Source organism: Dehalobacter sp. TBBPA1, from assembly GCF_040931655.1.
Classification (GTDB): Bacteria; Bacillota; Desulfitobacteriia; order Desulfitobacteriales; family Syntrophobotulaceae; genus Dehalobacter; species Dehalobacter restrictus.
In genome coordinates, this window is record NZ_CP162385.1 from 2,432,682 (window position 1) to 2,452,535 (window position 19,854).

Below are 19,854 nucleotides of genomic sequence, written 5' to 3' on the forward strand. Positions count from 1 at the left end.
TTTTTTTTATCATTATGGATTGTTGCCACACTGTTGTCAACAATTACACGGTACAATAAAATAGCAAACAAATCAATCTACCTATCAGGAGGAGACACTATGCAGAAAAAAGCCTTAGTAATCATTGATATTCAAAATGACATAACAAAAAATTATAAGGATATTATTGACAATATCAATAAAGCGATTGATTGGGCAGTCCATAATAATATTCATGTTATTTATATAAGGCATGAAAATTTGTCAGCCGGTACGAGGACTTTTAAAACCAATACATATGGGTCTGAATTAGCTTCAGACTTGAAAATAGTATCAAAAAATGTTTTTACAAAATACAAAGGAAACGCATTAAGCAGTGAAGAATTTGCAGACTTTATTAGTAAAAATGAAATATGTGATTTCTACATAACAGGAGCAGATGCCGTTGCTTGTGTTAAATCAACCTGTTACAACTTATGCAAAGCAAATTATGGCGTTAATGTCCTATCAGATTGCATTACCAGTTATGATAAAAGGAAAATTGACGAAATGCTACGCTATTATGAAAGTAAAGGCAGTAAAATCATTCGTTTAAATGACTTGTTACCAAAGCGGGACCCTGGATATTCCCAGTGTTTCGTTGATTAAGCTTGAAAATATAACGGAACAAGCATCATCGTAAAGCTGCTTGTCTATCATGGTTCATTCGTCCTTACCGTCTTTACCCTTAAGGTACTTTGCCATTTCTTTATCGAATTGCGAGATGTAGTCCTTATCCTGCTGAAAGCGGAACTGCCCGTAAATGTCTTCCGCTTTTTTTACTGCATCCTCATGCGAAATTGACCCTTTATCTTTTAAGACTTTTCGTCGGTTGCTCTGTAAAAAATGATCCGTTTCGCGCAGCCAGTCCATCATGCTCATTGGTACTTCGTCCTCCGCCATTAGTTCTGCATAATCAATAAACATGGTCACGATGCGGTTAAGACGCGTAAGTTCCTTTTCATTAAGATAGTTTTTGGCAACCCCCACATCACGCTTGATAATCTTTCCATCCGGTGCTGCTTTCCATGTAGTCAGTCCCATTGTAGGATGCTCAAGCGTGACCCGCTCGGCAATTAATTCTGCAGCTGTCTTTCCGGTTATAGCATAATGGAGCTTGTTCTGCACAAAAGAATAGAACTCCCGGGTAGAACTGCTGTCTTTGTCATAGTCGTAGCTGCATTGTTCAAACACATCGGCGATCTTCTGGTACGCTCTTCGCTCACTGGCTCGAATCTCGCGGATACGCTCCAGCAATTCATCAAAGTAATCTTTGCCGAAAGGCTTGCCGTTCTTCAAAAAATCGTCATTCAGCACAAACCCCTTTTGGATATACTCGTGCAGCGTTTTAGTGGCCCATTGACGGAAGCGTGTCGCCTTTTTTGAGTTAACACGATATCCTACAGCGATGATCATATCCAAACTATAAAATTCCACCGTACGCTTTACAGTTCGGCTGCCCTCTTCTTGAACTATTTCCATTTTGGAAACAGTTGCTTCCGCAGTTAATTCTTCATCTTCATAAATATTATTAATGTGTTTACTAATAGCGGCGACGCCAACTTCAAACAGCTCCGCAATTGCTTTTTGCGTCATCCAGAAGTTTTCGTCCTTATAACGTACCGAAACCGTCACATTGCCGCTGTCCGTCATGTATAAAATGATTTTATTTTCCTGTCTCATATTAGATTACCTTCCGAGTTTACTTACAAATTTGTTAACATCAGAACATATGTTCTATAGGTATTTTATACCATTTATAAGTCAGGGGCAAGGATTTCCTACGCTATTCTTGTAAAATAAATATCATTCGCTTAAATGACTTGTTATCGAATCACATCAATTCACTTGGATGAGCATACATAAAAAGCAGTCTGGATCCCGGTGTCAATCACTTCCACGCGTGAAAAATAAGCTTTCATTTCATCCGCCCCATGACGTACAAATTCAAAATAGTCGCCTCCTTCAGCCCATTCTGCAATGTCTGTAAGCCAGCGACGCTTCTGATTGTAATCATAAAAAAGAATTCGGCCGCGCGAAAGCCTGCTGGCCTCAGCATAAATCTTTTGGCGCAAGCCGGAGCTCAGACCATGAAGGACATAAAAGGCAAGAACCAAGTCGAAACTCTTTTCCGGGAAATCCAGCCCCTGGGTAACATCTGCCTGGACAAACGCGATCGATCGGTCTTGCGTCGACTTTTTAGCCGCCCGCAGCATACCATCGGAAAAATCCACACCGGTTCCCAGATAACCCCTTTCAGCCAGAGAATATAATAATGCCCCTGTGCCGCAGCCAATGTCGAGTACTGCGCCAGCAGAGGGAATTTGAAACAAATCATCGTAACGGTTAATGAGCGAGCGATAGTTTTTTACTTGCTGACGGAAATACCAATTATAGATCGGTGCAATTCGATTAAATACCGAGGCATGTTTTACAAGTTCCTCCATAGGATTACTCCTTTTAATCTCATATTTGCCATAAGACCCAAACTTTCTACTTCGACGCCCTCCTCTTATAATATCATTTTAACAGCTACTTTTCTGCACCTGTTTGTCTCCCCTTTTTCGTCTATGATCTGGGTAAATTAATGTATAAAAAGTAAATCGAATATGATATACTATTATCAAAAGAGGAACCATGCTGCGAACATGATTCCTCACAACAGCCGCTTTAAGAGCGGTCGGCATAAGAATGAGCGAAATAAACCGCTAATCCTTGCTCAGGGGCGGTTTATTTCTTTTTAGGAAACGAAAGTAATAAGACAACCAATGTCCCAAATGAGATCATCAGTGTTAACGCCTGATATACTTCCATAGCATCACCTCCCTTCGGAGGAAATGCCAACCGTCCTGTAGCCATCTGTTGTATGAATATTATACCATATTTTTACATAACTTTGGACATTTTATCACATATAGCAAATATCGCCAGAATCTAACCTATCACCTTCACGGCGTTATCCTTAATCGATGTAACTGCTTGTACAATTCGCTTTTGCTTCACCCCATCAAAAAGCTTGATAAAACTCTGCGGTTTATCAAAAGGCGGTTTCATCAGTTCCGATATACTATCGATATAACCGTTTTGGACAATGTGATTCACGATCTTTTTAACAAAGACAATCTGGGACTGGTTGAGAGACTGGTCATTAATGAATTCAGAAAAGGCAGCAACTGCAGCCTCATACTCCATCTTGGCGATTTTTCGGACCAGTAAGCCAAACGGAGTATCCTGGTATTCCCTCTTATAATCCTCTGCCGTGCCCAGTTCACCGGTCAAGATATGTTCTAAGCTTTGGTAATCTTTAGTTGTAAGTTGGATATTATTCCTTAATTTATGAATCGCAATATGGTCTTTGTGCTGCTCAATATAGCGGTTCACCTTGAGCTTATAGTCTTTAAAATCATAGGCCGGGCCTAAGGGATCTCCTTCTTTAACCATTAGGATATCATCCTTGAGATTCGTATAGATGGGGTTCTTATTGGGGCCATCATCAAACAGAAACTTGATTAAATCGCGAAGCTCCACTCTCACCTTTTCAAAGATGATACTATCGGATGTTTCCCAGAATTCGTCGGTGCCTATGGTATTGATGAGTTCGACTTTCTCTTTGATCTGGGCTATCGTCATTCGCTTACTTAGATTGATACCAATATTAATGAGCTCTTTTTTACCTTTTTGAAACTGTCCCAAACCTTCGATCTGAGCAACCATCAGACCATACATTAAGTTGTCAAAGCGTTTCGCATATTCGTCGGTGTCATCCTGATAAACAATGGGGGCCAAATAACTGGTAAGATCATGCTTATCACGATCAGACAGACAGGTAAAAGCCTCTTGCTGTTTAAATTTCTCAACGTATTGGCGCTGTAATTTTACTGACACTAATTCCGAATTCAGCGCGTTAATTTGACTTAATACTGTGTGAATCAGACTGTTTCTGATTTCCTGGTAAGGTGCATCGATAAAGGCAGATTGCTGGAGAAGATGGATCAAGCGAATTCTTTTCGCAAAGATCACTTCGGAAAGGCTTTGCGTCTCGCTTCCAGTTAAGCCCTCTTTGTTGGTTCGGAAAAATTCAAAGTTTCCCAAGTAATCAAAGATCAAAAAATGAGTCTTATCCTGATCTTCACCGAAGAGATTGGGACAAAGCCTGGTTCCCCGGCCAATCATCTGCCAGAACTTTATTTTCGAGCGAACGCGCTTGAAAAATACGAGATTGAGAATTTCCGGCACATCGATACCGGTATCCAGCATGTCCACCGATACGGCAATATATGGATCTCTTTCCGCGATTTTAAAATCAATGATGAGGGTTTGCGCATAGCTGTCGTCACAAACGATTCGCTTCGCGAAGCTCCCGTGATATTGGGGATAGAGTTTATTAAATCGATCGATGATATATTGCGCGTGCATTTTGTTTTGAGCAAAAATAATGGTTTTTCCGAGACGATCTCCACCGGCGACCTTTAGCCCTTTGATCATCAGATCTTCAAGGACGGTATCGACGGTAGACTGGTTAAAGATAAAATCATTGATCGCCGGAGACGGAATAAAATCAGGCATCTCTCCGTCCTCATCGGTAAAATCCTCTTCAAAGCGGGCCTTGTCTTCTTCGGGAAGGTCATCGTAAGCGATCCCTTCCTCCAGAAACTTCGTTTTGACTTCAATATTATGATACGGAACGAGTACATGGTCCGTCTCCACAGCCGTTTCATAGTCATAGGCGTAAGTAGGGACGCCTCTTTCCATTTCAAAAAAGTCGTAGGTATTATGGTCAACCTCTGTTCTTGGTGTAGCGGTAAGTCCGACCAAGAAAGCATCAAAATATTCAAAAATCGCCCGGTATTTTTTAAAGATACTGCGATGGGCTTCATCAATGATGATCAAATCAAAATGAGCCGGGGTAAATAACCGCTGCCCCTCCTCGGTCTTCGCTGAATCGATAGAATTCAGCATGGTCGGATAAGTGGAAAAGACGATGCGGGAATTCTTATCTTCTTTGTTGCTCAGGAGGTTGCACAGCGACATATCCGGAAGATACGTCTTAAAGTCATCTTTAGCCTGTTTCACCAAAGCTGTACGATCCGCTAAAAATAAGATATTGGTGACATAGCCGCCACGGGATAAGACATCGCTTAAACTGGAAGCTGTCCTTGTCTTCCCTGTTCCGGTGGCCATGACTAATAAGGATCGGCGGTGTCCAGTTTCGATATTCTCACAAACCGCGCGGATGGCCTCTTTTTGGTAATAGCGGTCGGTAATTTTATCGTCAATGACGATCTCATTTAACTTTTTGCGCTCCTGGCGGCGGTTCATGAGCTTTTCCAAATCCGCTTTGGCAAATACCCCGCTCACCTTGCGCTGGGGAGAAGTCACATCATCCCAGAGATAGGTTTCAAAGCCATTGGTGATAAACATCATAGGCCTTCTGCCGGTTATTTTCTCCAAGCAGTCAGCATACAGCTTGGCCTGCTGGGTGCCGATCTTCGGATCTTTGGAAGTCCGTTTAGCCTCAATGACAGCCAGCGGCAAACCATCTTTGCCGTAAAGCACATAGTCGGCGTAGCCTTTCCCTTCCGGGTTCGGCATCCCAACAAGTTCAACCTCTTCCCGGACATCTTCCCCGAATACCCACCCTAAGAGCTTTAAATCTACATCAATATATTTTTTACGGGTCAGGAATTCGGAGATATCTTCCGGATTAAACTGGCGTTCTTCCTTATGCTGCTGCTTATCTGCAGTAAGCTGGCCGCTCATGCCGGCAATCTGTGCCCGCAGAGCTTGGATTTCCGAATCCTTTTGCTCGATCAGGGTTTCTTTTTCCTTAATCTTGGTTTCATCGATGATGATCTTTTCACCAGGAATCTTGGCTTCCTCAAATGACCGTTCTTCATAATGAGCGCCATAGCAATAATCGATCCATTGCACAAATTCAAACAAGGATGCTAAAGAAAGAATCGAATCACTGCGGCTGATCGCTTTTTCCGTGTGTACGGCAAGGTTACCGAGCTTAATAATGTAGGGCAGCTTATTCCAGGTGATATTGTCCATTGCAAAACGGAAACTCGGTTCGTGAATGAGCGCCTGCAAATTATCCTTATAAGGTAAGGAGATGGTATTATCCGCAGAGTACACCCATTTGACCGCCAGCTCAAAGGCCTTACGGCTACCTACGGCCGCCATAGCCGGGGAGGTAGTTAGTACCCGCTCCGCTTCGATACAGGCTGGGGCGAAGAGTTGATATTCTTTTTGGCCTTCAAGGAATCCAAAGTTTGCAGGCATCTAAATCACCTCGGATTAATCAAAATACTGGCTCATTAGGCTGTCTAAGTTGTATTGGGTTTCGTCGATGGCTTTTTTGACAAGGGCTTTTTGTTCTTCGATTTTGGTAACGATGGTGGCGAATTGAGTTTGGACCCCTATCGGAATTTCAAATATATCAAATTCTTTTATATGATTCATATTTAGAAAGGCTTGAACTCCAGCAGATGCAATCTCTAACATTTTCGGTTTATAGAAATGTAAATAGTATAAAAGAAATTTTGTATCGACAATTTCTTTATTAACCCGAATTCTACAGCTCCCAGTTGTTGATAATACCGCCTCAGAAAATTTTTCAGGAAAGATACATAGGTTCCCTATAGTTCCAACTTTAGTAAGTACAATATCATTCGGTAGAACTTGACTTCTAATAACTGTTTCATATTTTTCTCTTTTCATGAATTTCAGATCTTCAGTTACGAATTCTAAGTTACTGACATTTTTTGTTCGTATGACAGGTATTTCTCCGTCAGATACATAGTCAACTTTTGTATTTACAGATGATCCAAATGGCCCATCGACTAAATCATTTTTATTTTTTATCAGAGACTTCAATTTTACTAACTTCTGATGTAACGAGTTTCTGACAGGATCCCCAAACATATCATAAAAGACAGCCTTGATAAGCCCATCTAATTCTGCAAGCTGCTGTTTGCGCATACTAAGAAGCTCTGAAACTGTATCTAAGGTTTTGGCAATTTGCTTTTGGGTTTCGAGGGGTGGGAGAGGGATAAGAGATTCTTTGAATTCTTTAGTAACAACTCGCGGCATTTTCGCTCCAGCGACTTTTTCAGAAATATGTGAAACAAATACACAAGAACGCAAATAATGCGTCAAATATTCTCTTGATAACAATCTCGGATTAGGACGCAAAGGTAACATTTCAGAAGTTGCATATCCTGCTTGGTCTGGCATGACAACCTTATTTAAATAAGGACGCAGTTTGGAGTAGAGTACATTCTCTGTGTCAAATTTTATTGTTGAATTCCCTATCTCTTTTTGATTCACAAAAACGTACTCCAACACTGCCCCACTATTTGACTGAACCACGTCTAAATTTAATAACCATACTTTTTCGTTTGGAATATTTACAGAACTAGCAACAATAGGGGAAACGTCACCTATTTTCACCTTCTCCCACTTACTCACCAATAAGCCCCCTCAACTCTTCCATCTTGGAAGCGATATTAATCGTAAGCTCATCCAAACGCGCCATAATAACGTCCGGCGCATCATATTCTACTTTTTCATAAACAACTTCTTTATAGCGGTTGATGGACAAATCATAGTCATTTGCAGCTATCGCAGACTTCTTTACAAAAAAGCTCTGCTCAGTAGGTTTCCGATCCGCTTCCCCTTCAAGGTTATGGAAACGGGCTAGGATATCCGGAATATCATTGGCTTCGATCGGTGTGCGTTTATCATCTAAGGAGTAACCGTCTGCCTTCATATCATAGAACCAGACCTTATCCGTTCCCCCTGCTCCGGTCTTCGTAAAGACCAGAACAGCGGTGCTCACGCCGGCATAGGGTTTAAATACACCGCTCGGCATAGAAATAACCGCCTGAAGCTGGTGATTTTCTACTAATTCCTTGCGTAAAGCTTTATGGGCCTTCGTGGTTCCGAATAATACCCCATCAGGAACAATACAGGAGCAACGACCACCTTTGCGCAACATCCGCAAAAACAAGGCCACAAAAAGCAACTCTGTTTTCTTAGTGCTGCAGACCGCTTTGAGGTTATCATTAATGCTCTCTTCGTCGACTGTTCCGGTAAAAGGCGGATTCGCTAGGACAATATCATAGGTAGAGGAAATACTGTTCTGCTTGGAAACGCTATCTACATAATCAATACGCGGTTGTGTAATCGAGTGTAGCATCAGGTTCATAGCGGAAAGGCGCAACATGGTCCGGTCGGTATCAAAGCCGGTAAACATATCCCCGCTGAAATGCTCCCATTGTTCACTGCTCATTTCTGTTTCAAACTTTTCCCGGATGTACTCGGCACAGGATACGAGAAATCCTGCCGTCCCACAGGCAGGGTCACAGATTTTATCGTCCGGAGTTGGGGCTAAGAGCCGAACCATCATATCCCGGATCTGTTTGGGTGTCCTGAACTGACCATTGGTACCTGCCTGAGATAGCTTACCGAGCATATACTCATAAACATCGCCCTGCATGTCTAAATCTTTAATATCGTATTCATAAAGTTCATCCAGGCCGGTAATAATCTTCTGCAATACCTGAGGGGTCGGAATTAAAAACATGGCATCCTGCATATAACGCGAAAAGGCCGACTGGCTTTCCCCATTCATCGTTTTGATAAACGGAAATACCTTCGTCCCGACAATGTCATAAATGATCCGGGAATCCTTTGTTTTAAATTTGCTCCAGCGCATATCCTGTCCGTCTTCGGTCTGAGGGAAGATCTTCTGAAGGGATTCTCCGCTTAATGCTTCAGCACTCTCTATTTCCAGTTCCTTTTCGTCTAAGGAACGGATAAACATTAAATACGTAAGTTGTTCAATAACGGTTAGCGGATTGGTTATACCTCCGGCCCACATATCGGTCCAGATCTTGTCAACCTTGTTGCGAATATTTCCTGTTAACATCTGTTAGCTCCTATTCAGCTTGATTTTAAAATGCTACGAAATGACCTTTTACATTATTCTTCATCGAAAATATATTTCCTTTTTAACTTTAACGGTTTTAGATTATCGGACATATCATTTGCGTAAGTGACCTACTCTTATCCATCATCGGTTTTTCAGGTATGGTATACAGCCCATTCTCCTGCCCCGGTAACCGTCAGACAAAGTGCATCGATCACATCATCGGTTTTCTGGCGATAAGGTACATAGGCCAAATACTTTTCTACAACTGGCCTCGGGATAATATCGCTGTAACATGCGAAGTTTATACTTACCTTTAAAAGACTGATCATAAATATAATGAAAAGCACCTCTGTGAATCATAATAGGCAAATAACTATGACTAATAAACTATCTTTAAGACTATATGTAAATAGTTCTACATTAGGGCAAATTCATAGCTCAGAAATCATGTTTTGAATAACCTTATTTCGCAATTTATATGCAATTGGGTTGAGCTTTTGGCATTGCGGGTCCAAGTGCATAGCTTCGTTGTAAATAATACTAAGCAAAAAGTGAACCTCTGGGATATTCGCACCTTTTTCTTTTGCGAATGCAAGTTTGTCGGTTGTTTTGAATATTGTCAAAAAAACTACTTGTTCCTCCGTTGATAGTTGTCCATAGGCAAATCTTTCAATATATATTCTTAGCCCACAACAGACTAAAGCAGGATCGTACTCTCTAGTGTTCTTATAATTTTCCAACTCACGTAACGCTGCTATACGAAAGCTCTCTGGACTAAGTAATGGAGTTTCAATGCCTATTGATTGGAGATATATGGTTTCATCAGTATTATCGATAGAATAATGCAAGTAATTTGAGGAAATACGGTCATAAAGAGCTTTGTCCTGCTTTTTACAATGCTCTCGGTCCTTAAGCAGATTATTTATCTTATACTTGTTCGTTATTATAGTAACTCGATCTAGATAGACAACATTCTTCGTAGAAAAGCTGTATGTATTAAAAAACATTGGATCTAGGTGAGTTAGAATTATTGGGAATAACTCTTTGTTTGCGTCTTTGAATTGACCAATGAATTTAACAAGGAAATATTGAACCGCTATTATGTTCGCATCGTCTAAATAGTCAAAGATTTCATCAATTATGAGGATAGCCTTATCTTTACGTAGTTTGTTGCGTGCTTCAAATAGTTTTCCAATAAAACATAGAACATCACGCTCACCATTAGAAATCTGATTTGCTTTCGGAAATTCTATGACAAACTGCGTTCCATTTTTTCTGGCTTTAATGTTTTTCCATGTACAGTTGAAAAAACTGAGCATTTCATTTATTTCGTTCTTATCGGATACAAAATCATAGTAACTGATAATACTTGAAATTCGTTGTTCATTTATTCGATACAACTCCCGTAACTGAGCAATGTTTACCAATTTCTCATTTATAGAACGGCCCTTAAAGAGAAAATCAAATGCGTCAATTATTCGGTTAACCGCATCGATGCCTAATAAAGCAGATGTATCAATATTACAATTAGCAACTTCTGCTGTGCTTCCTTTAGTTTTGTTGACCTCAATTAAAAAGGATTTAATTTTGCAATTATTACGGCTTTGAAGTAACCGTACGAGGTCAGACTTTATAACAGAAAAGCGATGAACAAAAGTTGAATCCTTAATTGATGTATTCATATTGATAAGCAATTTACCAGCAGAGGTTCCAAACACGCGTTTCATCTCTGAAAATGAATAAGTAAATTCACTTTTATTGGGTATTGTCTTATATAATACAATGGGTTCAACTACTAATGTTGGTGTTGACGAAGAAAAACTTCCAAAGTTTCGCGTAGAAGCTTTTGGCTTAACTTGACTATTGATAACGCAGATGCTAAAAGTATCAGTTATCGTGTTTGATATTGAATTCGCAATATACACAGTTCTCGTTTCGTCGGTGATTTCTACCTGAGGTAGTGCATTCGGATTATTCTGAAACATATCTTCATCTTGAACTTCAATCCTATTTCGGTTCATGGAATTGAAGGCAGTCGCAATGGAGGTTTTACCAAATCCGTTAGGCGCAACAAAAAAGGTTGGTGTGTTGGGATGGATATCTAAAGATATCTCTCGTGAAGATATTCCGCGGACATTTTTGATCTTAATTTTTCTTATATTCATGTAACCACCTACAATAAGCGTTATATAAGTTGTTTCTATTGCCAGTTTAAAAATAGTAATACTAAACCGTCGATTAAGCATTCCCAAGTCCCCATTATTATCCTAATGGGTATATGGGTAATGTAAACATAATTGGCTAATACGAAAGTCATACTATCCAAGATCTTGGATCTGTTTTAACACTATTTCTTCCAAATCTAAAATGATTTTTGTTTGCAATATTAAAAAGCCGTTGTCGACAAACTGAGGAAAGCAACCATTAATATCTTCATTAAGAAATTCAAAAAAAGTATTCTTATATTGCTCTTCTAGTACCAAATGATTCATATAATTTCGGTATAATCGGATTTTATATAATTGACGTTGTAGTTTTGGATATTTTTCTTTAAATGTATTCCAAAAGTACTTTTTAACTCCATGCTGTTTTGTTGCCTGTTCTATCGACTCTACAAGCGATTTGTTCATTGCGTTAATAAAGGTTTTAAAAGTATTCTCATTTTTAGCAACTGGTGAATCAAGCAAATTAGTCATTTCTGGCATAGCGACTTCACCTAACCATCCGATATTCTCATGTTCCCTCATTCTTTCATCTAATGTGTAAACTTGTTTTACAATATTTTTGAGTTTATTTTCTAAAGATTGTTTTGTGGTAATTAAATCAATCTTCTTTATCGTGTGATTTACTCGTTTATTACTATAGTAATCATTTACAAGCTTTACTTCTTCTTTAGTTAAATGAAAACCTTCTTCATATAGACCTTGTTTTGAGCTTGGCAGACATAATTCATTTTTTATAAATACAGAAATTATACCTCTAAAATCATCGACTAAAATACACTTATTTAAGGATTGAGGTATATGAGTAAGTACTAGATTCTTATATATTTTTTTAAGTTTAAAGAAGTAATCAATTTTATTTTTCCTGTCTGAATTAAGAAATTCTTGCCCACTAAAGATAATTTCTGTTTTAATCCCTTTTTCGAGTGCCTTTTCAATCAAATAAGTAATTTGTTCATTAGGCGTACAAATATCGATTAATGGAAAGTTTATTATTATTTTACTGTTTGCCAGTTTTAAATTATCACACCATCCTCTCCAAACCTTTCCTGGTCCTATTTTTTCGCTTACACTTATAGAAAGTTCCTCAATCATTTCATATTGATGATCAAAATACTTTCCTCCATATGTTTTAATTACTTGAAACCCTTTTTCTTCAAGTTCATGTAATTTGGCTTCATATCCATCTAATTTTTGAGAACCATCATAAATCTGAAATCTAATGCTATCGTTGTTTCTAAACACCAATAAATTGAGCCTTTTAAATTTTGTATTTCCCGTTTCAACGTGAAATACATCTATAATCTCTCCTGGATAGCTCTCAGGTGAAGTCTTTTTATACTCTTTAACAACATTTTTAACTTGCCTTAAATCGATATCTTCAATATCCGGCGATTCTACTAACGGATGCAAAGCCCGTAACTGTTGGTCTTTAACAGCGGTACGAGACATTAACATGCTACTTTCCTTTTTCATCTTACCAGTTAGTCCATCGACATTTACTTTTACAAATATTTTTTCGAAATCATCAAGCTTATTTTCTTTTATATATTTTTTACCTTCAGTAGTTATACTCTTTGTCCTTAGATTAATTAATTCTGCCTCGATAAGTTTCCACCAAGCATTATCAACTATTTCTGCATCTATACCTAATAACTTATGTATTTGGTATTTCGGAACATCTGCATCATAATAATTAAGAACAAATTCTTCTATAACAGGGAGTTGTCTTTCAGTTTGAAATAAGCAGTACAAATGGGCTGAGAATACTGGAAAAGCTAACTCTTCATATCCTACCAAGCTATAACCCGGCAATTCATTTTCAAACCTATCAACGATCTCCTCAATACTCATTTCTATATGTCCTCCACTATGCAATCATTTGGATTATTTCTAAAATATCTGATAACTGCTTCAAATGGGTTACCACCTAAAGCCTTAGCTCGTTCAGCAAATTTGATATTTCCAACTATAATTAGGCATGTTTTTCCTCTTGATAAAGCTACATTTAAACGTCTTGAATCATTTAAGAATCCAAGCCTAAGCTCTTTATTCGACCTTACGACACTATAAATTGCAATATCAGTTTCCGAACCCTGAAAGGCGTCAACGTTGTCTATAAGGATATTTGCATATTTCCATTTTTGAGTGTTATGCGGATCAATTAAGTTTTTTAGTTGAGCTTTTTGTGCCTCATATCCCGAAATTACGGACACGGATATATGTTGGTTATTGTTCTCATAAGCTGTTTCTATGTTTTCAAGAGTTTTTAAAATTACCTGTGCTTCAACTTTATTCCTTTTTGATTGTCCAAATTCCTGCTCGATATTTCCTTGTATATTTTCTGTATTTAACCATATAAGGGTTTTAGGCCACCAATTTAGATGGTGTTTTCGATTTTCCGGAAGTGTTTTTGTATCAAGTTTTACCGTCGGGTAGAATACTTCAAAAATTAACTTTGCTATGGACGGATGCATTCTAAACTGAGCGTTTAAAATTGTTTTAGCCTGACTTGGTACTCTTTCAATAAGTTCCTCAAATAAACTTTTTTCAAGATCACTAGCCTTTAATCCCTCCTCTTTTTTTACTTCAAAATCCAAATTGACAACCGGTGGAAGCTGATGATGATCACCCACAAGGACTATTTTGTGCCCCTTTATCATTGGCACTAATAATTCTGGTGCAGTTGCTCTGGCGGCTTCATCAATAATTACCCAATCGTACTGGACTTTATTTAAAACATGTCTTGATGCAATTCCTAAACATGTTGCGGCTACAATAGAAGCTTTATCGGCAAAAATTTCATTAAACTCTTCCGATTTTCCGAGTCTTCGATGCCATTCCATAGAAAGTCTTTTTATTGACCTTATTTTTTGGTCATTTTCATCTGAAAACGGTATGTCTATATTATTTTTTTGTTGATCTTCAGTTCTATATTTCTTATCTCTGAATAACTGTAACTCCAAAATAAAATCATTTATAAATTGCTCAGAACATCCTAACTCTTCTTTAAGATAATTTTCTATACCAGTTTCAGACTTATTTTGAACTTCCTTTTCCCAGGTTCTTAATTGATTCTCTATCAATAAAGATTCGGAATCTATTGAAATTCTTTCACGCCTTCCAAGTCTTATAGGGAGCTTACCCTCAATGTATTTAGTAATGCCTTTTAGTACATGATCAACAGCAACATGGGACTGAGAAGATATAAGTATTCGTGCTTTTGGTTCTTTTTGTAAAACCTGACATACTAACTCAGTTATAAAAGTTGTTTTACCTGTTCCAGGAGGACCTTGAACCAAAAATATATCCTTTGTCGCGAGTGCCCTGTTAACTGCCTTTTTGATTGCATCATCCAAATTCTGAAAATAGTTTATAGTATCCTGTCGCAAATTATTTGTAGTAACCAATTCCGGTTCATTTATTACTCCGACTAAATTGGGATTAACTAAATCTCGAATTTTTAATGCCCGTGTTGCATTTTTTAATCTTTTTAAACTTGTAGTAACCTGAATTACGTCAACTCCAATTACACCTCTGTCAGATATATCTTCTAAATCAATATCCGAATTCAATATGACGTGTAAAGTATTATCCTGTATATCTTCTAAGGTGCCAATTGCTATTGGTTTTCCTGCTTTTGACGTAACTTGTATAGGATCATTTTTTTGCAGATTTAAATTGGAGTCATTAGCATAAATATTTATTCCATAACCTGTGTCGTCAAGGTCATAACCAGAATAATTAGACATTTTAGTACGTTTATTTAATAAATTTAATTCGTCATCTAGGTATTTATCCCATTTTGCTACAAGCTCATTTGCTATAGATTCACGTTTAAGTTTAGCTTGCCTTACCTGTTCTTTATCGTTGACATCTTCTAGAAGATCTATTAGGTCATCAGAATCATTTATAGAATCGGAAGGTTTAACGATTTTCCATATTGCTCCTAGTTTTATACCCCGATTATTTTCATGCTCATAGATAGTATAATCGTCAAGACTATGTACTTTGGATATTATTAAACTCGTTTGTTCATCAGAAAGTTTACACATATATTTTATTTTATTACCAATAAGGTAATAGTTACTTTTGTTTTTGTAGATTTTACAATCATTTAAATCAGCCTGAACATATTTAACTGCATGTTCTATCAACGCATATGATATCTTACCAATTTCGCAAAGCTGCCGTGGGGTACTGTTGGAGAGTTTGACATAGATTTGACTCTTTTCATGCGTTTGTTTCCTGAATTCCTTTTGTATCTGTCGAAGAACTTGAAAAGCGCTTTGAGGTCTTTGCTTAGGATTTAACTCTAATAATTTTCTAATAACTTCTTCAAGTCCAAAGTAATTCTTAATAGAATTCAAATAAGCTTCTAATTTCTCTTTCTCAACTGGAGGCTCAGTACCAGTAATAACATAAGCCATTATCGCCCCAATCGAGAATAAATCACTCTCTGGTTTAACTACGTTCCGAAGTAATTGTTCAGGAGAAGCGTAAGATGCTGTCATATAGTCTTTTAATGTTAGAGACGCATCATAGGTCAAGCCAACAATTTTACTAATGCCAAAATCAATAATTTTTAGATCTCCGTTATCATCAACCAAAATGTTAGTAGGTTTCAAATCTCGGTGTATTATTAAATTTTTATGTGCCTCACCAATTCCTTCTAGCATTTGAATAAAAATACTGTATATGTCTTGAACTCTAAGCTGTTTGCTTTTTATATATTGAAACAGATTACAGCTGTGGAAGTATTCGGTCACTATGTAAAATTTATCATTATCTATTCCAGAATCTATATATGAAATAATATTTGAATGATTAATTTTAGATAACGAGTTACATTCACGTCTAAATAATTCAGATATCCCATTCTTTTCTTCGCCCAAATTTGCAATAGTCAATATTTTTACAGCAACCACATTTAAATCTTTCATTAAATCTTTAGCAGTAAATACTTCACTTATGTGACTGCCACCAATCCGTTCTAATAACTCGTATCTGTTACCTATTATCATTTGAATCTTCCTCCAGAATGAACTTTCTATGAAACGTCATGATTTCATTTAAAAACTATTATTCATCATTATTGCACCTTTTCCCCAACCTCTCCGCCACCTCAACATCCGCCGGGCAAAACGTATACTGCGCCAATTCCTCCGCCCTCACCCATCGTATATCCCAGTGAACTATTCTTTGCAGCTCCCCCTTAATAATCCGACTCTCAAAGAAAGTAAAGCCCATCTCTTTCTCTCCATACGTATACCGGCTCTCCGCAAACACCTCACCAACCTGAATCGTGATCCCCAGCTCCTCCTGACATTCCCGAACCAGACATTCCTCCAAGGTCTCCCCGATTTCCTGCTTCCCGCCCGGAAATTCCCAAAGCAGCGGACAGCTGCCGCTATCGTCGCGCTGACATATCAAAATCTTATCATCCTGTCTCAGAATCGCTGCGGTGACTTGCGTTATTTTTTTCTGATCCATCATTTCATCCCTCGTCTTAACCCACAATCAGTTTATTGGTTTTCTTCATAAACTTCGCCGGAATCGCCTCATGCAGCCGCCAGATAATATTCATCGGCCTGCTGGCCTCATGTTTGACATAATCCGCTAACCCCAGAAATGTATAAGGTTCTGCGCCTGTGGCATCCGCTTTATATTCCCGCACAAATAGCAGAACCTTGCTGCCGTTTTCTTGATGATGAATATAACGATGACCCGTCGCCGAATCTGCCGATGTCGTGCTCTGGCTCTGCCAGTGGAACAAGCGGTCATTGATCGAATAATCATGATAGAGGGTGGTCGGCGAGTAGTCTTTATCCGATTTATTGAGGGTAATAAAGAAAATATCCGCTTTCTTATCCGGTAAATACTTGACTCCCTCCCGAACGGTCGCCGGTTTCAGAAAATCATAAGCGACCATAATTTGATCCCGGGTATAGGTACAGTGCAAATCTAAGGGGCAATCAAATCCCAGGTTCACCGGCCTATCCAGAAAATCAATCTTGTCATAGTTGTAGCGCAAGATCTCCAATAACTCCTCGCACAATACCGGATTCTTTTTCAAGAGCATTAGACCCTCTTTGAGTGACGAAGATCCGCAGTCTTCCACTGATTTCTGCCAAACGGTAAAATGGAACATCTGCAGCATCCGCTTCTCACTATCTGAGAAGTCCTCTTCGTCCAATGCTTCCATCTCCGGCAGCACCTCGAGCAGAAATCGAATCCACCTTCGGGAATCCATGGCACAGATCCGGCCGAATGCCTTGGTCAAGATATTCTCCAGTTCCTCTTCAAAATCATCCCTGACCCCTGCTATCACACAAAGCCGGGAGAAAGAGCCTCTCGCATAAAGCGTTTTGATACCGATATGTGCGTGCTCCAAGAAATTAGCCAGGTTTAATTCTAAGCCGGTATCTTCCGTAAAACTGGCCAGTCGCGTAATCATCCCTGTTTTATTGCCGTAAGAACTGCGAATATTGTCCAGGATATATTCCTTTGCTTTACGTTCCAGCTGAATAAAACAGCCTTTGGGTAAAGCGTTAAACCCTTCTTTGACTTCACGCTGGATATTTCGGGTCGTGTTATCTAGGAGTGCGGCAAATTTCTCTTCAAAATTATATTTTTTATTGGCAAGACCTATAAAATCAAGAACGGTCAGACAGTCCTTATTGTCAGCCAGTCGCAAACCCCTCCCGAGCTGCTGCAGGAAAATGGTGAGACTCTCCGTTGGGCGCAAGAAAAGAACTGTATTGATCTCGGGAATGTCGACCCCTTCGTTATATAAATCCACAACAAAAATAAACCGTATTTCGCCGCTTACCAATTTCTTTTTGGCGGTGTTCCGTTCTTCATCACTGGAATTCGAAGTCAAAGATATTGAGGGAATATGGGAACGGTTAAAACTTTCTGCCATATACACGGCGTGTTCCTTCGAGACACAAAAGCCTAACCCCTTTACCTCTTCCATATCTGAGACATATTTCATCAGGGCTTTCAGAATCATCATGGTGCGGATATCGTTGCCGGTATAAACCTTGGAAAGCTCGTTTTTCTCGTACCCGCCCCGGATCCATTTCAGGCTTTCTAAATCAACCGTATCAGTCACCCCAAAATATTGAAAAGGGCATAAGAGTTTTCGTTCGATCGCTTCCGGCAGACGGATTTCAGCTGCGATTCTCTGGTCGAAATAAGCCAGAATATCTTTGCCGTCCATACGTTCCGGCGTTGCCGTCAGCCCGAGTAATATTTGCGGCTGGTAATAGGACATCAGTTGGTGGTAGCTTGGTGCCGCCGCATGGTGGAACTCGTCGACAACTACATAATCGTAAAAATCCGCTGACGTATGGTCGGTCAGTTCTTTGGAATTTAGCGTCTGAATCGAAATAAACAGATGATCGATTTTCGTTGGCTGGTAACCGCCAACAAACAGTTCGCCGAAATTCGGATCTTTTAAGACGCCCCGGAAACAAGCCATGCTCTGTTTTAAAATTTCCTCCCGGTGCGCGACGAATAACAGGCGGCAGGGTTTTTCTTTGTTCTCCTTACGAAACCGCAGGTAATCAAAGGCCGAGATGACTGTTTTTCCAGTTCCGGTCGCTGCTACGATTAGATTACGATAATGTCCGCGAACACTTCTTTCCACCACGAGCTTATCCAGAATTTCCTGCTGAAAAGAAAAAGGTGTCAAATCAAAGTAATAAGAAACCACGTCCTCTTTTTCCTGATAACGTTCTTGTTTCAACGCCTTGCTCAGACGGGATTTCTGATCTGGGCTGTAAGTTTCAAACTCCCGCGCATACCAATAGCTCTCAAAGGTCGCTTCAATCTTTGTGATCGTATCGGGCATATCTTTGGCGGTTGCTTTCACATTCCATTCCAGACCGCTGGAAAGGGCGGCATTGGAAAGATTAGATGAACCGATATAGGCTGTGGTGAAGCCCGTCTGGCGGTAAAAGACATACGTTTTCGCATGCAGCCGGGTCCGCTTGGTATCATAAGATATTTTGATCTCGGTGTTTGGTAATTCCACGAGTTCGGCGATCGCTTTCACGTCGGTCGCACCCATATACGACGTCGTAATCACTCTGAGCTTGCCACCGCTTTGGGTAAAGCTTTTTAGTTCCTCTATAAGCAAACGAAGCCCGCTCCATTTAATAAAGGAGACGAGCATATCGATCCGGTCGCAGGATAGAATTTCTCTTTTCAGTTCAGCGAACATGCTGGGCTCATGGACTGCCCCGGTAAATAATGAGCTTTCGGCGAGAGACGTAACTGGGCGCACGATCTCTGCTTTGTCATTTAAAGCAAATGCGCTGTTTTCTTTATCAAATAAAGCGAATAGCTGTTCAGCCTTTTCATCGACAGATAACGCAGCGAGACTTTCTTGGGCAGTTTGATCAGATACAAGCGCAACAATATGATTGGCCAGCGCCACTTGGTCTCCAATACTGCCGCCATTATCTTTGACATTGGACAGAACGGCTTCCAGGACTTCAGCCAGGTATTTGGAAAGTATTCTTGGGGCTTCTTCCTGATCGATTGGCAATGCCTGAATGACCTTTCCCATGGATGTCGAAAGTTCTTGACGAAGAAGTTTGTTGATCAGTTGTTCATAGAGACCGGGCTTTAGCATGGGTTGTCTCCTGTATGGTGATACATTGTCAC

General features: G+C 39.4%; 13 protein-coding genes. 1 reads left to right on the top strand and 12 read right to left on the bottom strand.

What is annotated here, in order from left to right:
* Window positions 1–99: 99 nt before the first annotated feature.
* A complete protein-coding gene (locus tag AB3489_RS11995; RefSeq protein ID WP_368293078.1) occupies window positions 100–627 on the top strand; it encodes a cysteine hydrolase family protein in 528 nt (175 codons plus the stop codon).
* A 54-nt stretch (window positions 628–681) separates the two neighbouring features.
* On the opposite strand, the gene AB3489_RS12000 is transcribed toward AB3489_RS11995, so the two are convergent.
* From AB3489_RS12000 to AB3489_RS12055, 12 genes are all read right to left on the bottom strand, one after another.
* A complete protein-coding gene (locus tag AB3489_RS12000; protein WP_368293079.1) occupies window positions 682–1,701 on the bottom strand; it encodes a virulence RhuM family protein in 1,020 nt (339 codons plus the stop codon).
* A 161-nt stretch (window positions 1,702–1,862) separates the two neighbouring features.
* On the bottom strand, window positions 1,863–2,465 hold the full coding sequence (locus AB3489_RS12005) for a class I SAM-dependent methyltransferase (protein WP_368293080.1): 603 nt from the start codon (window positions 2,463–2,465) through the stop codon (window positions 1,863–1,865).
* A 283-nt stretch (window positions 2,466–2,748) separates the two neighbouring features.
* Window positions 2,749–2,877: a putative holin-like toxin gene (locus AB3489_RS12010; RefSeq protein ID WP_368293081.1), complete on the bottom strand. Its 129-nt coding sequence runs from the start codon at window positions 2,875–2,877 to the stop codon at window positions 2,749–2,751.
* A gap of 75 nt (window positions 2,878–2,952) precedes the next feature.
* Window positions 2,953–6,303 carry a DEAD/DEAH box helicase family protein gene (locus tag AB3489_RS12015; protein WP_368293082.1) on the bottom strand — a complete coding sequence of 1,117 codons (3,351 nt, stop codon included), beginning with the start codon at window positions 6,301–6,303 and terminating at the stop codon, window positions 2,953–2,955.
* Window positions 6,304–6,318: 15 nt separating this feature from the next.
* Window positions 6,319–7,491 carry a restriction endonuclease subunit S gene (locus tag AB3489_RS12020; RefSeq protein WP_368293084.1) on the bottom strand — a complete coding sequence of 391 codons (1,173 nt, stop codon included), beginning with the start codon at window positions 7,489–7,491 and terminating at the stop codon, window positions 6,319–6,321.
* On the bottom strand, window positions 7,484–8,953 hold the full coding sequence (locus tag AB3489_RS12025; RefSeq protein WP_368293085.1) for an N-6 DNA methylase: 1,470 nt from the start codon (window positions 8,951–8,953) through the stop codon (window positions 7,484–7,486). Before AB3489_RS12025 ends, AB3489_RS12020 begins: the two co-directional genes overlap by 8 nt.
* A 155-nt stretch (window positions 8,954–9,108) precedes the next feature.
* Window positions 9,109–9,285, bottom strand: a complete 177-nt coding sequence (locus AB3489_RS12030; RefSeq protein ID WP_368293086.1) for a hypothetical protein — start codon at window positions 9,283–9,285, stop codon at window positions 9,109–9,111.
* A 102-nt stretch (window positions 9,286–9,387) separates the two neighbouring features.
* Complete coding sequence (locus AB3489_RS12035; RefSeq protein WP_368293087.1) at window positions 9,388–11,121, bottom strand: hypothetical protein; 1,734 nt, start codon at window positions 11,119–11,121, stop codon at window positions 9,388–9,390.
* 153 nt (window positions 11,122–11,274) lie between these two features.
* Window positions 11,275–13,032 carry a hypothetical protein gene (locus AB3489_RS12040; RefSeq protein WP_368293088.1) on the bottom strand — a complete coding sequence of 586 codons (1,758 nt, stop codon included), beginning with the start codon at window positions 13,030–13,032 and terminating at the stop codon, window positions 11,275–11,277.
* A gap of 2 nt (window positions 13,033–13,034) precedes the next feature.
* Entirely contained in the window at window positions 13,035–16,202 is a 3,168-nt protein-coding gene (locus tag AB3489_RS12045; protein ID WP_368293089.1) for an AAA domain-containing protein, read from the bottom strand.
* Between the two features lie 58 nt (window positions 16,203–16,260).
* Window positions 16,261–16,671, bottom strand: coding sequence for a (deoxy)nucleoside triphosphate pyrophosphohydrolase (locus tag AB3489_RS12050; protein ID WP_368293090.1), 411 nt, complete (start codon window positions 16,669–16,671; stop codon window positions 16,261–16,263).
* A 16-nt stretch (window positions 16,672–16,687) separates the two neighbouring features.
* A complete protein-coding gene (locus tag AB3489_RS12055) occupies window positions 16,688–19,822 on the bottom strand; it encodes a DUF3427 domain-containing protein (RefSeq protein WP_368293091.1) in 3,135 nt (1,044 codons plus the stop codon).
* Between the last annotated feature and the right edge of the window lie 32 nt (window positions 19,823–19,854).

Coding starts and splice junctions, on each gene's coding strand:
- AB3489_RS11995 (WP_368293078.1), top strand. CDS start 100: ATGCAGAAAAAAGCCTTAGTAATCATTGATATTCAAAATGACATAACA.
- AB3489_RS12045 (WP_368293089.1), bottom strand. CDS start 16,202: ATGATAATAGGTAACAGATACGAGTTATTAGAACGGATTGGTGGCAGT.
- AB3489_RS12015 (WP_368293082.1), bottom strand. CDS start 6,303: ATGCCTGCAAACTTTGGATTCCTTGAAGGCCAAAAAGAATATCAACTC.
- AB3489_RS12035 (WP_368293087.1), bottom strand. CDS start 11,121: ATGAATATAAGAAAAATTAAGATCAAAAATGTCCGCGGAATATCTTCA.
- AB3489_RS12050 (WP_368293090.1), bottom strand. CDS start 16,671: ATGGATCAGAAAAAAATAACGCAAGTCACCGCAGCGATTCTGAGACAG.
- AB3489_RS12025 (WP_368293085.1), bottom strand. CDS start 8,953: ATGTTAACAGGAAATATTCGCAACAAGGTTGACAAGATCTGGACCGAT.
- AB3489_RS12010 (WP_368293081.1), bottom strand. CDS start 2,877: ATGGCTACAGGACGGTTGGCATTTCCTCCGAAGGGAGGTGATGCTATG.
- AB3489_RS12030 (WP_368293086.1), bottom strand. CDS start 9,285: ATGATCAGTCTTTTAAAGGTAAGTATAAACTTCGCATGTTACAGCGAT.
- AB3489_RS12000 (WP_368293079.1), bottom strand. CDS start 1,701: ATGAGACAGGAAAATAAAATCATTTTATACATGACGGACAGCGGCAAT.
- AB3489_RS12040 (WP_368293088.1), bottom strand. CDS start 13,032: ATGAGTATTGAGGAGATCGTTGATAGGTTTGAAAATGAATTGCCGGGT.
- AB3489_RS12005 (WP_368293080.1), bottom strand. CDS start 2,465: ATGGAGGAACTTGTAAAACATGCCTCGGTATTTAATCGAATTGCACCG.
- AB3489_RS12055 (WP_368293091.1), bottom strand. CDS start 19,822: ATGCTAAAGCCCGGTCTCTATGAACAACTGATCAACAAACTTCTTCGT.